Source organism: Shewanella fidelis ATCC BAA-318 (genome assembly GCF_000518605.1).
GTDB lineage: Bacteria > Pseudomonadota > Gammaproteobacteria > Enterobacterales > Shewanellaceae > Shewanella > Shewanella fidelis.
This window is the reverse complement of the sequence record NZ_KI912458.1, coordinates 473,310-489,905: the sequence shown is the minus strand read 5'-3', so window position 1 is coordinate 489,905 and position 16,596 is coordinate 473,310. Positions and strand designations below refer to the sequence as shown.

The 16,596-nt window shown below is 43.2% G+C and carries 14 protein-coding genes; 2 read left to right on the top strand and 12 right to left on the bottom strand.

All coding sequences use genetic code 11. The annotated features are described in order from the left end of the window. Positions 1–31: 31 nt before the first annotated feature. Entirely contained in the window at positions 32–298 is a 267-nt protein-coding gene (locus tag L884_RS0115645; protein WP_028768376.1) for a hypothetical protein, read from the top strand. Positions 299–358: 60 nt separating this feature from the next. Here the strand turns inward: L884_RS0115645 and purF are convergent, their stop codons facing one another. The 10 genes from purF to fabB all read right to left on the bottom strand — a co-directional run bounded on the left by purF (position 359) and on the right by fabB (position 12,993). Then, complete coding sequence (gene purF / locus L884_RS0115640; protein WP_028768375.1) at positions 359–1,873, bottom strand: amidophosphoribosyltransferase; 1,515 nt, start codon at positions 1,871–1,873, stop codon at positions 359–361. 98 nt (positions 1,874–1,971) lie between these two features. Next, complete coding sequence (locus L884_RS0115635; RefSeq protein ID WP_028768374.1) at positions 1,972–2,460, bottom strand: CvpA family protein; 489 nt, start codon at positions 2,458–2,460, stop codon at positions 1,972–1,974. A gap of 115 nt (positions 2,461–2,575) precedes the next feature. After that, on the bottom strand, positions 2,576–3,187 hold the full coding sequence (locus L884_RS0115630) for an SPOR domain-containing protein (RefSeq protein ID WP_028768373.1): 612 nt from the start codon (positions 3,185–3,187) through the stop codon (positions 2,576–2,578). Continuing rightward, a complete protein-coding gene (folC, locus tag L884_RS0115625; RefSeq protein WP_028768372.1) occupies positions 3,180–4,445 on the bottom strand; it encodes a bifunctional tetrahydrofolate synthase/dihydrofolate synthase in 1,266 nt (421 codons plus the stop codon). Before folC ends, L884_RS0115630 begins: the two co-directional genes overlap by 8 nt. An 84-nt stretch (positions 4,446–4,529) precedes the next feature. Then, entirely contained in the window at positions 4,530–5,315 is a 786-nt protein-coding gene (gene truA / locus L884_RS0115620) for a tRNA pseudouridine(38-40) synthase TruA (protein ID WP_028768371.1), read from the bottom strand. 158 nt (positions 5,316–5,473) lie between these two features. Continuing rightward, positions 5,474–8,743, bottom strand: a complete 3,270-nt coding sequence (locus tag L884_RS0115615; RefSeq protein ID WP_028768370.1) for a FimV/HubP family polar landmark protein — start codon at positions 8,741–8,743, stop codon at positions 5,474–5,476. A gap of 182 nt (positions 8,744–8,925) precedes the next feature. Further along, complete coding sequence (locus L884_RS0115610; RefSeq protein ID WP_028768369.1) at positions 8,926–9,942, bottom strand: aspartate-semialdehyde dehydrogenase; 1,017 nt, start codon at positions 9,940–9,942, stop codon at positions 8,926–8,928. A gap of 2 nt (positions 9,943–9,944) precedes the next feature. Next, the gene (locus L884_RS0115605) at positions 9,945–11,075 is read right to left on the bottom strand and encodes a 4-phosphoerythronate dehydrogenase (RefSeq protein ID WP_028768368.1); all 1,131 of its coding nucleotides are present in this window, start codon (positions 11,073–11,075) and stop codon (positions 9,945–9,947) included. A gap of 184 nt (positions 11,076–11,259) precedes the next feature. Beyond that, on the bottom strand, positions 11,260–11,625 hold the full coding sequence (locus L884_RS0115600; protein ID WP_028768367.1) for a metalloregulator ArsR/SmtB family transcription factor: 366 nt from the start codon (positions 11,623–11,625) through the stop codon (positions 11,260–11,262). Positions 11,626–11,781: 156 nt separating this feature from the next. Then, the gene (fabB, locus tag L884_RS0115595) at positions 11,782–12,993 is read right to left on the bottom strand and encodes a beta-ketoacyl-ACP synthase I (RefSeq protein WP_028768366.1); all 1,212 of its coding nucleotides are present in this window, start codon (positions 12,991–12,993) and stop codon (positions 11,782–11,784) included. Positions 12,994–13,223: 230 nt separating this feature from the next. Between fabB and mnmC1 the strand changes: the two genes are divergently transcribed. Next, positions 13,224–15,134: an FAD-dependent 5-carboxymethylaminomethyl-2-thiouridine(34) oxidoreductase MnmC1 gene (mnmC1, locus tag L884_RS0115590; protein ID WP_028768365.1), complete on the top strand. Its 1,911-nt coding sequence runs from the start codon at positions 13,224–13,226 to the stop codon at positions 15,132–15,134. 54 nt (positions 15,135–15,188) lie between these two features. Here mnmC1 and L884_RS0115585 read toward each other — a convergent pair whose 3' ends face one another. Together L884_RS0115585 and L884_RS0115580 are read right to left on the bottom strand one after the other, a co-directional pair. Then, the gene (locus L884_RS0115585) at positions 15,189–15,890 is read right to left on the bottom strand and encodes a DUF3313 family protein (RefSeq protein ID WP_028768364.1); all 702 of its coding nucleotides are present in this window, start codon (positions 15,888–15,890) and stop codon (positions 15,189–15,191) included. Between the two features lie 132 nt (positions 15,891–16,022). Continuing rightward, on the bottom strand, positions 16,023–16,550 hold the full coding sequence (locus L884_RS0115580; protein ID WP_028768363.1) for an RNA methyltransferase: 528 nt from the start codon (positions 16,548–16,550) through the stop codon (positions 16,023–16,025). Positions 16,551–16,596: the final 46 nt, after the last annotated feature.

The following is a 16,596-nucleotide window of genomic DNA, read 5'->3' as shown; positions in this document are numbered from 1 at the left end:
AATTGCTTTATCTTAACAAGGAGGGATCAAGATGCTTGCAACCTTAAGTCAGCATGGAGTTAGGCTAGATAAACTGATGCTATTTCACTTTTTGCTGGTCACAGCTTGGTTATTAACTCTGTCGCCTCTAGTGCATCTTACTTACGGGGCTACACCACTGGTGCTTAGCAGTTTAGTGATCCCATTAACCTGTATCAGCACACTCATTGGCCTAAAGATTGGCCATGGATTTGATAAACTCCCCAGCACGCTTTTATTTAGCAGTTGGATGTTAGTTTGGGCGGTGCACTTACTATAATTAAAAAAGCCGAGCTGACGCTCGGCTTTTTGCTTTCTACGCTCAAATGAGCAAACTGACTTATGGATGGCAGACGTTATGCATCTCTAAGTTAGTGCCAATATCTTTATTACGATTCGCTTTGGCATCGTCATTACGTAACTGGGTGATGTAATCTAAATATTCTTGATTAACATCGTTGGTTACATACTTGCCGTCAAATACTGAGGTTTCGAAGCGTTTAATCGCTGGGTTTTCTTGACGAACCGCTTCGATAAGATCTTCTAGCGATTGGAAGATCATGCCATCTGCACCGATTAGCTTGGTGATCTCTTCAACATCACGGCCGTGAGCAATTAGCTCATTAGTCGTTGGCATATCGATACCATAGACGTTCGGGAAACGGATCTCAGGTGCCGCTGAAGCGAAATACACTTTATTTGCCCCCGCTTCGCGCGCCATCTCAATAATCTGTTCAGAGGTCGTACCGCGTACAATCGAGTCGTCTACCAACAAAACGTTCTTGCCTTTAAACTCAGCATTAATCGCATTCAGTTTACGACGAACTGACTTCTTACGTTCTTGCTGACCCGGCATAATGAAGGTACGCCCGATATAACGATTCTTCACGAAACCTTGGCGATATGGAAGATCCATATGACGCGCAATCTCAAGTGCTATATCACATGAAGTTTCAGGAATAGGAATGACCACATCGATATCGTGATCTTCCCATTCTCTTTTTATCTTCTCACCTAGCATTGTTCCCATATTTACACGGCTGCTATAAACAGAAATGTTATCTATGGTTGAGTCTGGACGTGCAAAATAAACAAACTCAAAAATACATGGCGCATAACTTGGAGAATGAGCACATTGACGGGTAAATAACTCACCATCAAGAGTGATGTAGACAGCTTCACCCGGTGCCACATCACGCATAAACTCAAAACCAACAGCATCGAGTGCAACGCTTTCTGAAGCAACCATATATTCGGTGCCAGTCTCGGTTTCATGCTTACCAAGAACCAATGGGCGAATACCAAATGGATCTCTAAATGCAATTAGACCTTGCCCAATAATCATCGCCACAACTGCGTATGCACCACGCGTTAGCTCATGCACTTGCGTTACCGCATTAAACACGTCGTCAGCGCTCAAATTATGCGTCGTCGTATTTTGTAACTCGTCAGCTAGTAGGTTGAGTAGCACCTCTGAGTCAGATGTAGTGTTAACATGACGGCGTTGCTTCACAAGGCGCTCATGCAGCTCAACCGTATTGGTTAAGTTACCATTGTGCGCCAGTGAAATACCGAAAGGCGAGTTAACATAAAACGGTTGCGCCTCAGATGCACTCGAGCTACCTGCTGTAGGGTAACGCACATGACCAATGCCTGAGTTACCTTGCAGACGTTGCATATGTTTTGGCTCAAAAACATCTTTAACCAAACCATTAGCTTTACGTAATCTAAACGCATAGCCATCTACTGTCACAATGCCTGCTGCATCCTGTCCACGATGCTGAAGCACAGTCAGCGCATCATAAATGGTTTGGTTAACCGATGACTGACCTACTATTCCGACGATACCACACATGGGTGAGTTTCCTCATTGTAAGATGTTCTATTATTTAATATTTATAGTCTTAATCGATCATAAAAATCGATTAAGACCAAGTAATGCTTTAATGCATTTTATATTTTGGGTACAAAGCTTGAGGTATTTTCCAAATAGTCAAAAAACCACTGGATCACAACTCCAAATTCGGGCACGAGCGTAGAACTCTGCCACCAATCTGTATTGGGTGCTCCGGTAAAAGCATCCATAAAAAACAGTAATGCACTTACAATTAGTGCGCCTCTCAGCGCACCAAAACATAAGCCCAAAACTCGATCTGTGCCTGACAAACCAGTTTTAGAAACCAATTGTCCAATTAAGTAGTTAACTAATGCGCCAAGCACCAACGTTGCAACAAATAAGATAGCAATGGCGACGCCATTACGTACCATTTCGTCCTGCATCTGAGTCAAATGTGCGGCGAGCTTTAAGTAGAACTGGCTTGCAATAAAAAAGGCGGCAAACCAAACAACGAGAGACATGGCTTCTTTTACAAAACCACGAACCAAACTAATCAGAGTTGATAGTCCGATAACGATAATGATGGCGTAATCAATCCAAACCATTTAAGAAATAATCCAACAAAGAGGTTGAGACGGCGCGATTCTATCAGAGACAGAGTGATTTCTCACCCTTTGGTAACGAAATAACTTTTTCTCTGATAAAGACAATCGCAATTTACTATTTTTCCACGGGATTATAGGCAACAATCCGCCCTTTTAGCTCCGTGAGTTTATAGATATCGTTCTGCATACGGCTCAATTTATCTTTAGAGATATTTGGCCCCACAAATACTTTAGTTAACTGTCCATCGACAGGTTTTGTCGGCAATGTATATGCAGTAAAGCCCTTTTCTCGTAGACGAGTAACAAGCCCTTTAACATTGCTAGCATTATTAAAACTACCCAACTGAATCGTCCAAGCGGCTTCTGTTTTCGCCACAGGTTTAGGTTGCGGCTTAACATCTGCTTGCTTAACGGTTTGCGCATTTTCGGTTACTTTAGCGCTGGTTTGAGTTGTGTTATCAGCTGGGTTGTCAGCAATATGCCAAGAGTCGTCACTCGTTGATTCTGCTTGCTGTTGTGAACCGAGATCTAAGCTATTAACCTCTTGCTCCGGTAAGCTCTCTTGCTCAGATGAAACAGCTTGTTCAAACTCAGGTCTTAAAGGAATTTCTGCAAATTGCTCTTCTTCTCGTTGTTTTTTACCATCTAAAATATCAGGTAAAAAAATCACTCCCAACGCAACAATCACAATGACGCCAACGAGGCGGTTTTGAAATTGATTAGACAAGCTCTTCCCCCTTAAACACATCTTTAAAACCGGCTACGGTATAAAACGAGCCAAACACAATAACAATATCATCTGCTTGTAACTGAGCCTTAATTGCCTGCCAAGCATCTTGCATTTGAGTAAATAATTGCGTTTTTGCCCCTTGGGGCATCATCGCGTTAAGCTCTTGTGCTGATGCTCCGCGCTCACCAGAAAGATCACATAAGAACCAATCATTTACATCCGTCGCAAGCTCTTGCAGCACTGAGCGCATATCTTTATCTTTAAGCATACCGCAAAGTGCAAATAACCGTCCTTTAGGCATCGCCGCTAAACGCGACTTTAAATAACGTGCAGCATGAGGGTTATGAGCAACATCAACAATCACTTTAGGCGCCTGGCTCAGGTGCTCTAATCGACCAGCTAGCTGAGTTTCACCAATTGCTTTAGCAACGACCTCAGCTGAAATGTTTGGACAAAGATGCTCTAGCACTGCAATAACGGTTGCCGCATTAGGTTGTGGTAAAAATGGCAGTGGTAGTTCGCTTAAATTAAATTGCTTACCTAGGTACTGCCAGTTGTGCTCATTACATTGATAACTAAAGTCCTTACCTACTCGGTAAAGCAGCGCTCCAGTGTTGTAAGCAACTTGAATTAATGACTCAGGACAATCCGCTTCACCGACAATCGCTGGGCGATTCGCTCTAAATATTCCCGCTTTCTCTGCTGCAACTAACTCACGAGTATCGCCCAAATATTCTTGGTGATCTAAGTCGATAGAGGTCACAACGGCGATATCGGCATCAATTAAGTTAGTGGCATCTAAACGCCCACCCAGTCCCACTTCAAGTAATACCACGTCAAGTTTGGCAGCATTAAATAAATACAAGCCTGCAAGTGTTGCATACTCGAAAAAGGTTAGAGAGATCTCAGCTCTGGCTAACTCAATCGCTTCAAATGCTTCAACCAAGGCCGTATCTGTTGCATCAACACCATTAATGCGTACTCGCTCATTGTAATTGAGCAAATGCGGCGAGCTATAAACCCCAACCGTTTGGCCTGATAAGCGTAAAGCCGCTTCAATCATGGCGCAGGTTGTGCCTTTACCGTTGGTTCCCGCTACAGTGACCACCTTGGTATCACCTAAATGGTCTAATCCCAATCGCGCAGCGACTGCTGATACACGAGCAAGCCCCATGTCAATTTCAGTTGGGTGGATCGCCAATAAAAAATCTAACCAAGTGGTTAATGCTGCTCCTTTAGGCGGCGCAGCTTGCACATCTTTCTCAATCACAAAATTTATCCATTAACATCGTAAAAGTCGTAGATCTGGGTAACGCAAATACACTCAAACCAAACGGGATCAATCCAACATAAATAGCGGCCCAAGAGCCAACTTAGGTAATTGGTAATGCTCTGGATAAGTAACATCAACCAGATAAAGACCATTAGGCTTTGCCGTAGCTGCAGCTTGATTTCTATCCTTCAATGCCAGTAGCTGTTCTATCCACTCCACAGGCTGATTGCCATAACCGACCTCAAGCAAGGAGCCAACAATATTACGCACCATATGATGCAAAAATGCATTAGCCTTAATATCTACACAAATATACATGCCTTGGCGGGTTACATTGACTTCGTGTACACAACGAAATGGCGTATTTGATTGGCAATGAACAGCTCTAAAACTGGTAAAGTCTTGCTCACCTAATAAGTATTGCGCTGCTTGATGCATTTTAGTTTCATCAATATCACCGGGATAATGACTAACCCCGCCGCGCAAAATGCCAGGGCGCAACTGGTGGTTGTAAATCATGTAACGGTAACGTCTTGCGGTAGCGGTAAAGCGAGCATGAAACTCATCATCAACAATTTTAACCCAGCGTACCGCAATATTATCTGGAAGGTGAACGTTAACGCCTAAGGTCCAGGCAGTATCTTTACGGACAGCGTTAGTTTCAAAATGAACCACTTGGCCCGTGGCTGAGACGCCTGCGTCGGTGCGCCCTGCGCATTGCACGGCGATAGGCTCGTTGGCAACAATTGACAACGCCTTTTCTAATCGAGCCTGTACAGTGTCAACTTCGGCTTGACGTTGCCATCCGAAATATTGACTACCATCGTACTCTATACCTAGCACAACCCGCATTACACACCTCTATCACTCGGTTAAACTGCTATTTAATTGCGACACTTGCAACGCAATCAAACAGGCTAAATCAATTAATTGGCCGCGATTCTAGCACACTCAAGACAAACGATGAGTATAAAAAAGGCGCCAAAGGCGCCATTTTTAGTTTGTAGAGCTTACACTAAGTCTTTAAGTAAACCGATTGCTTCAGCTTGTTGACGCTCATTACCGTCAAGCTCAACCTCTTGAAGCAAAGCTCGTGCACTATCGTTATCATCAATCTCGATATAGGCTCGGGCTAAGTCGAGTTTGGCATTGACCGAGTTCTCTTCATCATCAACGTCAACCATAGACGAGTTGCCCATTAATGAATTGAGTTCCCCCATATCAACATCAAACTGCTTATATAGATCAACCTCGCCATTATCTTCATCAGCTTCACTGAGCAGCATATCGATATCGATAAAACCGTTGTCACGCTCAAAGTTACTTAAATCTTGTTGTTCACTAGCAACATCTGTTTGTTTATGCTCAACATACTCTTCTGCGTCTAAAGCAGCCAATGCCTCATCAACAGTCATTTTACTGTCACTATCGAGCGTAAAGGCATCATCTGATAAATCTAGCGCGTTATCTTCTGCTTGCGCTGTTGCTGCTAATCTATTTAGAACTTCTTCGTCGCTTAAATCGTTCGAATCGGAGATAGACTCCCAATCAAGCGAATTATCAGTCAACGTCTTATCACTTTTTAGATCATCAAAAAAGCCTGAGTCTTTATCTGCAACTGTTGCTTCACTATCTGCCTCGACGCTACCTTGCGGAGATAAAAACGCATCGAGTTCTGCTTGTTGAGCGCTATCTAATTGCGCTTGCTCAGCAGCTGCATTCTGTAACTCTCGAGTAAGAAAATCTTGCTCGTCGTCTGCTGTACTAATGGTTTCAGGTTGTTGCTTAAACTCAGCTGCGACTTCATGTTCATCAGTATCGATTACAATGCTTTCGTCTTCATCGCTAGCGATAACCGGCTCAACGTCACTCGACTCAATATCCAAGTCGACTAAACCATCATTTTGAGGCTTATTTTCACTGAAATCTTGATGACTAAACTCAAGTACATCAGCCAAGTTCTCATCAACCAAGTTCTCATCAACTAAGTTCTCTTCAACTAAAGACGACTCAGGATCGAGAGGATTTTTATCATCGGCTTGCTGCTCAAGCTCAGTTTCTTCATGCGCTTCGGCTTCAGTTGGCATGTCAAACTCAGCAAGCAACGCATCGATTTCACTGTCTAATTCGCTATCTAGCTTATCTTCCTGAGCATTGTCTTCATCTTCTAGCTCGGCAGCGATTTCAACGCCCAGCGCCAATTCTTCAGCCATTTCGTCAGATAATGTGTCGATATCTTTTTCAGCATCATCTTCACTCTTATCATTATCCAATGACGCTAATAGCGCTTCTAGCTCATCATCCGGCGCAGCCATCGCGTCATAATTAGTTGCTTCTTGTTCAGCTTCAACTTGGTCAAAACCCGCCAGCAGTGCATCGATGTCATCGTCTGCAGTGCTGTCCGCTTCAGCATTAGTTGCTACTTCTTCTGCTTCAACTTGATCAAAACCCGCCAGCAGTGCATCAATGTCATCGTCTGCAGTGTTGTCCACTTCAGCATTAATTGCTACTTCTTCTGCTTCAACTTGATCAAAACCCGCCAGCAGTGCATCAATGTCATCGTCCGCTGTATTGTTGGCTTCAGCATTAGTTGCTACTTCTTCTGCTTCAACTTCATCAAAACCCGCCAGCAGTGCATCGATGTCATCGTCTGCAGTAGTGTCCGCTTCAGCATTAGTTGCTGCTTGTTCTGCTTCAACTTCATCAAAACCCGCTAGCAGTGCATCAATGTCATCGTCTGCTGTGTTGTCCGCTTCAGCATTAGTTGTTACTGGTTCAGCTTCAACTTGATCAAAACCCGCCAGCAGTGCATCGATGTCATCGTCTGCTGTATTGTCCGCTTCAGCGATGGTCGCTACTTCTTCTGCTTCAACTTGGTCAAAACCCGCTAGCAGTGCATCTAAGTCATCGTCTGCTGTGTTGTCCGCTTCAACATTAGTTGCTATTTGTTCAACTTCAGCGTGTATTTCCGTTTGCGGCTCGCTCTGAGGTTCAACTTCATCAAAGCCTGCAAATAAAGCATCTAAGTCTTCTGAGTCGCCAGTCTCCGTCTTCTGGGAAGTTAGCGAGTCAGCCTGATCTTGCTCACCCATCGCTTCGGCCCACAAGTCATCAAGCGACTGACCTTCGTCTTGGCTATCTTCAACAACAATGTCTTGATCATCTGCTAAAGTTGCAGCAGCTGCCGCGCCAACAACTGCAGCCGTTGTCACCTCCTTCAATGGAAGATCATCGGTTGCGCCATCCGTATCAAGATGAACAGCCATATCTTCAGCGTCATCAACTTTCTCAGTAGCGTTACTGTCCGGTTTATCTTCTGGGTCTAGCGCAGGTTGCTCAGCTGACGTTTGATTTTCTGAGGATTGATTTTTGCGGCGTAAGAACAACCAAAATAGTCCAATTACAATTATTGCGGGTAGCACCGCCGCCAAAACTAATAACAGCGGGTTATCCATAATCGTGCGCCACAAATCACTTGTTGGCTGACTTACTTCTTTTGCTGCCGAAACTTGCTGTTGGCTTACTTTTAGCTCTTGCTCTAAGGATTCAGTTTCTGCTTTTGCTTCCTGTAACGCTTGCTTTAACAGCGCATTTTCTTGCTTTAGCTGACTAATTTCATCTTGAAACGCAGCCGTATCAGAAGAGCCTACTACGATCTCATCGCTGGCTCTTGCCAGCTCATCAGTTAACTCTAAATTTTTTGCTTGAATTGACTCGAGTTGCGCGGTTAACGTTTTAACTTCTTCAGATAACTCAGCAATGAGCGGATTAGGTTTAGGCTTCGGGCTTGTATTGCTTGGCTGTGATGGTTTGGACACGACACTTGGTTTAGCCACAGTCACAGCCGATGACCAGCTTTGATCATTACGCTCAGCACGTGCTTTTGCTTCGGCGGCTGGAGTTTGCAGCATTACAGCCTTGTTTGGCACAAGCAAAATCATGCCGCGCTCTAAGCTATTGTAATTCTTGCTAGAAAAAGCATGAGGGTTAGCATCAAACAATGCAGACATAACCTGATAAACCGTAACACTATTATCGGGTTTTACTGCTTGAGCGATACTCCAAAACGTATCTGACGAGGATGTTGGTCCATATTGGCGAACTGCCTGAGGATCGCCCTGATTAACTTGCGTACCAAGCTGATTTTGAGACTTAACTTGACCATCTGGTCCGGTTATTTTTAATGGCTCAGCGGCCGTCGCAGAATGAATCGAAGGGGCTGCAATAGCCACTATTGTTGTAGCTATTAAGCCAACAAGATACGAAGTGCGAAAGTTCATCAATCCTTCCCTTTAAAGCACGCTTGTGTCACCACCCTGGTGACGAGCTTTAGGCAATTGTATTTATTGAGATTACTATAAACTAGATTGCTGTGCCCTGCTACTGTTCACATCTTTAAAACATAAAAAGCCCGCATAATGCGGGCTTTTTAATCATTCAATTCTTATCTAGTACAAGTGTATTAGTAATAGTCTCGAATAAGTACTTCTGCAATCTGTACACTATTAAGTGCTGCACCCTTACGGATGTTGTCTGATACCACCCAAAGGTTAATACCATTTTCATGAGAAATATCTTTACGTATACGGCCAACATATACTGGATCACTGCCAGCAGCTTCAGTTACTGCGGTTGGGTATTCTTCACTTTCCTCAAAAAGTTCAACCCCCGCTGCGCCACGAAGTACAGACTTAACGTCTTCAGCATCAACAGGTTGAAGTGTTTCTAGGTGAATCGCTTCAGAATGACCATAAAACACAGGGACACGAACCGCAGTTGGGTTTACCACAATGCTGTCATCAGCGAAAATCTTTTGCGTTTCCCACACCATTTTCATCTCTTCTTTGGTGTAGCCGTTTTCCATAAACTTATCGATTTGCGGTAACACGTTAAAAGCGATTTGTTTTGGATATGCTTTTGGCTCTACCGGCAGTCCTTGCAATAATTTCGCACATTGGCCTGCTAGTTCTTCAATGGCGTGCTTACCAGAACCAGACACTGATTGATAAGTTGCAACGTTAATACGAGAAATACCATAGGTATCGTAAATTGGCTTAAGCGCTACCAACATTTGAATCGTTGAACAGTTTGGGTTGGCGATGATATTACGGTTTCTAAAATCAGCAATCGCTTCTGGATTCACTTCTGGGATCACCAAAGGTACGTCAATGTCGTATCTGAAGTGCGAAGTATTATCGATCACAACACAACCATTTTCAGCGGCAATTGGTGCCCACTTTGCAGAGACATCGCCACCAGCAGAGAAGAAACCGATCTGAGCCTGTGACCAGTCAAAGGTGTCTACGTCTAAAATTTCGACCTGTTTACCGTGGAAGCTGACCGTATCACCGGCACTGCGACTGCTGGCTAATGGATATAAATTTGCAACCGGAAAGTTACGCTCTTCTAGGATCTCAATCATTGTTTGACCCACTGCGCCCGATGCACCTAATACGACAACATTAAATTCCTGCGACATAATTACAGCTCGACTCCTGAAAACCCTAAATTGGACAACCAATTTACATCAGTTTGCCCCGTGTTGCCTACCTTTAATGCACTAAATTCACGGCGATGTGTGTGATTTTTTCTCATCTGATCAAACCCCTGAGGATTTAGGAACTGTTTTCTAAATAATTCGTCATCATCGCGTAAATCATAGACAAATCTAGCCAGCTGTAATAATGCTCTTTCATTGCGCATTTCAGCGACTGAAACCTGCTCACTCCACAAACTCGGCAGTAAGCTGTCCATTTGTTTGTCAGCCTTAATATTTAACACTTTAGCTAATTGCTGATAAAGCATGTAAGTCCCGCGAGCTTTGCCCTCCAACGAGTAACCAGCGATGTGCGGCGTACAAAATTCAATATAAGGTACAAGTTCAGCCATCGGGTTAGGCTCCCCTTCCCATACATCGAGTACAACTTTGACATCGTCTCGCTGTTGTTTAAATTTTATTAGCGCGCGATTATCAATAACTTCACCACGACAGCAATTAAGTAGCCAAGTATTTTGCTTTAAACTATTTAAACGTTGTTCATCGAACAAATACCAAGTTTTGTGTTCACCCTGTTTGGTTATCGGCACGTGTAAACTAACGATATCTGCTCTGGCAATTAATACATCTATAGATACAAACTCACGCCCGTCGCCACTTTGCTGCAATAGCGGATCACATAACAGCACCTCAATTCCATAAGCTTCAAGGCATTTAGCCACTGCGGTACCGGTATTGCCAGCCCCCACAATCCCCACCACTTTACCTTTTAGGGGACTATTAAAACGTTGGGCTAACTCAAGCATGGCAATAAAGGCAAACTCACCCACAGCTGTTGCATTACAACCCGGAGCATTTGAAAAAGGAATATTACGGCTTGCTAGAAAATCTAAATCGATATGATCGGTACCAATTGTTGCGCTACCCACAAATTTCAGCTGGCTATTAAGTGCTAACAATTGCGCATTTACTTGAGTAACAGAACGAACTAATAACACATCAGCATGTTGTACTTGCTCAGCTGTTAGCATCCTACCGTTTACTGTTTCAATCGTACCGAGATCGGCAAATAACTGTTGTACATAAGGCATATTTTCATCGGCAAGGATTTTCATTAATAGATCCAATAACAGCGAAATTAAGTGTTGGGCATTCTAACAAGAGCAATCATCCAATAGAAACAAAGGATTAAAATAAAAAATTCGAAATCGCAACTCTCAGAGAAACGAGTAGAAGTCCTAACCTAGGAAATTAAAACCTATAAGCCATACAACATAAACTGAAAACAAAACTGAGTTTTTACTTTGACTTACATAAGATCTTTGGTCGTGCTTCATGCTCGCCGATCTTATTAAGCTTGGCCAATGCCTGCTCAATAAACGCTTGATTACCCGAATATGTGTCTGTTAAAACCTGCTGTGCCCACTCAGGTAGTTGCTGATTAATTGAGTAGTAGATCCACTGGCCTTGACGACGGTTAACCACCAATCCGGCGGTTTTCAATAACGCGAGATTGCGCGAGATTTTAGGCTGAATTTCATCTAAGGCTTCACTAAACTCACACACGCAAAGTTCTTTTTCTGCATGTAGCAGTAAAATAATTGATAGGCGAACTTTATCAGTTAGCGCCTTAAATAGGTTGATTGGGTCAAGCTGACTAGTCATGGGATTTTCTGTTTTGAATCGAAGCGTCTATTATGAGTTGTAAATTCATTTAGTCAATTTCGCCATGGTATTATTAGTAGAAAATGTAATATCAATCAGTGAATAAAAAAGGGAGCTAATCGCTCCCTTTCAACATAATCACTGTCTTAGCAATGCTTATTTGTACTTACGCATCACCAAAGTTGCGTTTGTACCACCGAAACCAAAGCTGTTACTCATCACTGTGTTTAGCTCTTTTTCAGTCATTTCAGTGACAATTGGCATGCCTGCAGCTTTTTCATCTAGGTTATCAATGTTGATGCTTGGTGCAATGAAATTGCTTTCCATCATGATTAAGCTGTAAATTGCCTCATGTGCACCTGCTGCACCTAATGCATGGCCAGTCAAAGACTTAGTCGACGCGATTGCTGGTAGGTTCTCACCAAAGGTTTCACGTAACGCTTCAAGCTCACGCATGTCACCCACCGGCGTAGACGTACCATGAGTGTTGATGTAATCGATTGGTGTATCAACATCGGCAAGCGCCATCTGCATACAACGAACAGCACCTTCACCTGATGGTGCAACCATGTCATAACCGTCTGACGACGCGCCATAACCAACCACTTCAGCGTAAATTTTTGCGCCACGTGCGAGTGCGTGTTCAAGCTCTTCTACAACTAGAATACCGCCGCCACCAGAGATAACGAAACCGTCACGATCTGCATCATAAGTACGAGATGCTTTAGTTGGCTCGTCATTATATTTAGTCGATAGCGCCCCCATAGCATCAAAGCCCATGGTTAGCGTCCAATCGACTTCTTCAGAACCACCAGCAAAAACCATGTCTTGCTTACCCATTTGGATAAGTTCAACTGCGTGGCCGATACAGTGTGCACTGGTTGCACAAGCTGAACTGATTGAGTAGTTCATGCCTTTAATTTTAAATGGTGTTGCCAAACACGCGCTAGCTGTGCTCGACATAATACGCGGCACTATGTATGGCCCAACGCGCTTAACGCCTTTTTCACGTAATGTATCTGCAGCTTGCACTTGATTTGCTGAAGATGCGCCGCCCGTGCCAACGATGATACCGACACGAGGGTCTGAATACTGCTCTTCTGTTAAATTAGCGTCTTTAATCGCTTCTTGCATAGCGATATGTGCATACGCTGCTGCATTGCCCATAAAGCGCAAAGCTTTACGGTCAATATATTCTGATGGGTCAATCTTAATGTCGCCCCAAACATGACTACGCAGCTTCATTTCTTCAAACTGATCTGAATGGGTAATACCACTACGACCCGCTTTTAATGATTCAGTGACTTCTTGCTTGTTGTTACCGATACTTGAAACTACGCCAAGTCCGGTGATCACGACTCTTTTCATTATTAACTTTCCATTCTGTACATCTAGTACCAATTTTGCTGAGCCAATGGTATCGCTTTTCATCCATATAAGTGGTCAGCTTTCCATAAGGAACACAAAAATAATGTCTATTATGAGACCTTACGTATAATCTTTGCCAAAGTCTGCCAATAAAAAAGGTACACTTTCGCAAGTAAAAGCGATTGTAACGCATATTTGTGAGCGTTTAATTTAACATTAAAGACGTAACCATGACAGTAAGTAAAATTGTTCGGCAAATTATTGATACAAAAAACAGCGATTCAGTTGTAATAGCCCAACTGGGATTAGGCTCACTTGAGAATGCCAAAGCACTGGCGTTAAGCCAAACAAACGCTAGAGTAACCTTAAAAATATTTTGTCCGCTCAACCAGCAGCTCACTAAGGCGATAGAAGATAAGTTATTTGAACAAGTTTTCGAAGAAAGCCATTTTTTGCCATTGCTCGCTATTGAGGGCTGCCAACGCAGAATACTCAATAATGGGCGCTTAGTGATAGATTTTCATTTCGGTCCATTACTACAACAATTACAGCGTATTCCCTTAGTTAGCACGGGCTTTATCGCACATTGGTTCATTGCTAACAACCTCGCGCCTGAATTACTCACACTTGATGTATTTTGGCAAATGGCCAAACTCAGCTTAGATACAGCGCAAATTGAGTTAAACAATCTTGCTGGTATCGCAACTAACAACAAAGCGGATACCGAGCATGACCTGATATCCTTGGCTAAGCTTGTCGGTCTTTATCAAGAACATGCACTTAAAGCCGATGACATCGCCTTTTTAGAGCGCGCAGCAATACGTTCACAACAACATCAAAAGCAAGCGCCTTACCCTATTATCAGTCGTGATGAGAAAGCCACTGATAACGACCTGCCTATCGCGATTATTGGTGGTGGTGTTGCCAGTGCAAACTTAGCGCTGTCACTGGCCGAACGAAACCAGAAAGTTCAGTTGTTTTGTGAAGACAGCGCATTGGCTCAAGCTGCATCTGGCAATAGACAAGGTGCAATTTACCCGTTGCTCACACCGGATAACAATACCTTAAGCCAGTATTTTCAACAGGCTTATTTATTCAGCTTACAAAGACTCAAAACATTAGCCTCACAAGGCCACTCAATTGATTATGAACTTTGTGGTGTGGTACATACAGGCCACGATGAGCGCAGTCGTAAGCGCGTTGCTAAAATCATCGATAGCTATAATTGGCAGCCGCTAATCGCAAAGAAAATCACCGCAGAACAAGCTTCTGAAATAGCCTCAGTAAAAATAAACGATAGCGGAATTCTCTATCCATTAGGTGGTTGGGTATCCCCCCAAGACTTCACACAAGCAGCATTTAAACAAGCGCAAGCCATTAGCGATGTTAGGCTAACACTGAACACCCAAATTATTGATATCAACTACCTAGACGGCGCCTGGTATCTCAATAGTCAACAGCAACAGTTTGGTCCTTTTAGTGCGTTAATTGTTGCCAATGGCAAATCATTAACTGAGTTTGAGCAAACAAAATACCTACAAGCTACCGGCTTTAGAGGTCAAGTAAGCCATGCTCCAAGTCGAGCTAAGCTTTCAAAACTCAGTACTGTACTATGTGCTCATGGTTATATGACTCCTAGCAATAATGCCCTGCATTGCTTGGGGGCCAGTTATGTCAAAAATGCGACTCATCTAAATTATTGCCCAACAGAGCAAGTGGAGAACCTTAACAAGATCCAACATAGTTATGTCGATCAAGATTGGGTTGAGGATATTGATATTTCAGGTCATAGCGCTCGAGTTGGTGTACGCATGGTCACTCGAGATCACGCACCAATGATGGGACCTGCACCAGATATAGATAGCATTCTGTCACTCTATCAAAATCACCAACTTACACCTGAAAGTCGCAAGTTTTGGCAATCACACCCAGCTCCAATTTACCCAAACCTTTATATATTAGGTGGATTAGGCTCCCGTGGTTTAAGCTCTGGACCATTGGCGGCAGAAGCCTTAGCCGCACAGATCTGTGGTGAAAACCTACCTATCAGTGCAGATTTTGTGGCACTACTCAACCCAAATAGAATGTGGTTACGAAAACTATTAAAAGGCAAAGCACTGGATACCAGTGAAGCTAACTAATTAGTATTAATTGTGCAGTTAGCAAAGTAAAAGCGCCGATAAGGCGCTTTATCTTTATTTAGCACCAGCTTCCATTAGTGCATTTTTAAAATCATTCACCCATCGGCGATAAACGGTTTTGACATCTCCCCAATTAAATACCTGAGTATTTTGACGCCATTGCTGGAATCCTTGGCCTCTATCAGCAGCTTTTGCCAACACCTCACCTGTTTCACCGTCTTTTATTACCGCCAGTAACATCATGGAGCCTGAGCTTTCGGTATAAGTGCGACCCATAGAATTATAACTGCGACGACTAGACTCAATAGGCGCACTTAAGCGAATATCGGTTACAGCAGCTTCTATAACTAATGTGTTTGCTCCCGCTTTATCTACAAGCTCAAATGGCTGCTCACTGTTAAATACATCTTTTACTGTCGTTTGAAATTGTGCCGACATTTTCTCTAACGCTTCTGGTGGCAGATCATAAGTTGCATTTAATCCCTCGGCTCTTCGATCAATGCGAGGTGGTTTATAATCTGCAGGGTGGTCATTGGTTACCTGAACCGGGGCAAAATATAACTTAGTGTATTTTTGCCAATCAACGTTTGGTCTTGCATAGGACAAATCAAGTTTTGAGTGGTCTACTTTAACTAAGCCATCTTTGGTTGTCTCAGCATCAACACCTTGCTGCAATCGTGCAGGCTCGCTGTTAGTACATGCCGTTACAACAGTTAACCCTAATAGCAGTGCCATAGCTGTAATCGCATTGTTCATTAATAGAAATCCCTATTATTAGTTGTTCCTAAAAGATTAACTATGGCAGTTACACAACAAGAGTCAAGTTTATGAATAACAAATAAAAAAGCCACTATTTATAGTGGCTTTAATGTAAACAGAGTATTCGATTTACCCCTGCTTTACCCGCACTCGATTATTAGTATCACGGCTTGAGCGAATAAGCTCGTCACTGGCAATGGAGGCTGACTTTGCTAGACGGTCATATAACAACACATTGACTGATGCTGCTAGATTCATACATCCTATGGTTGGAACATAAACCACCGCATCAGCACTGTTAACAACTTGCTGACTAATGGTGCCATCTTCCGGGCCAAAAATATAAATCGCTTTTTCTGGGTGCTCAAATTCCGGCAGTGGGATAGCACCTTCAACTAGATCGACACACACCACTTTTACATCTGGCTCAATAGCCTCAATTAAAGAGTCAACTTTAGTTAAAGGAATTGAGCTGCTCGCCCGTTTAGTATCCGTATTATATTGGGCGGTGCGATTACTGGCCGCTAACTCATAACGCTTACCGGTAAAATACACCGCATCTGCACTATAACAGCCTACCGCACGCATAATACCACCGACATTAGTTGGACTTTTAGGGTTAACTAAGCCAATGGCAACAAAACTATTTTTACTCATAAAACGGTAAACTCATTCACTCTCTAGCTGGTAAACACCTGAACAA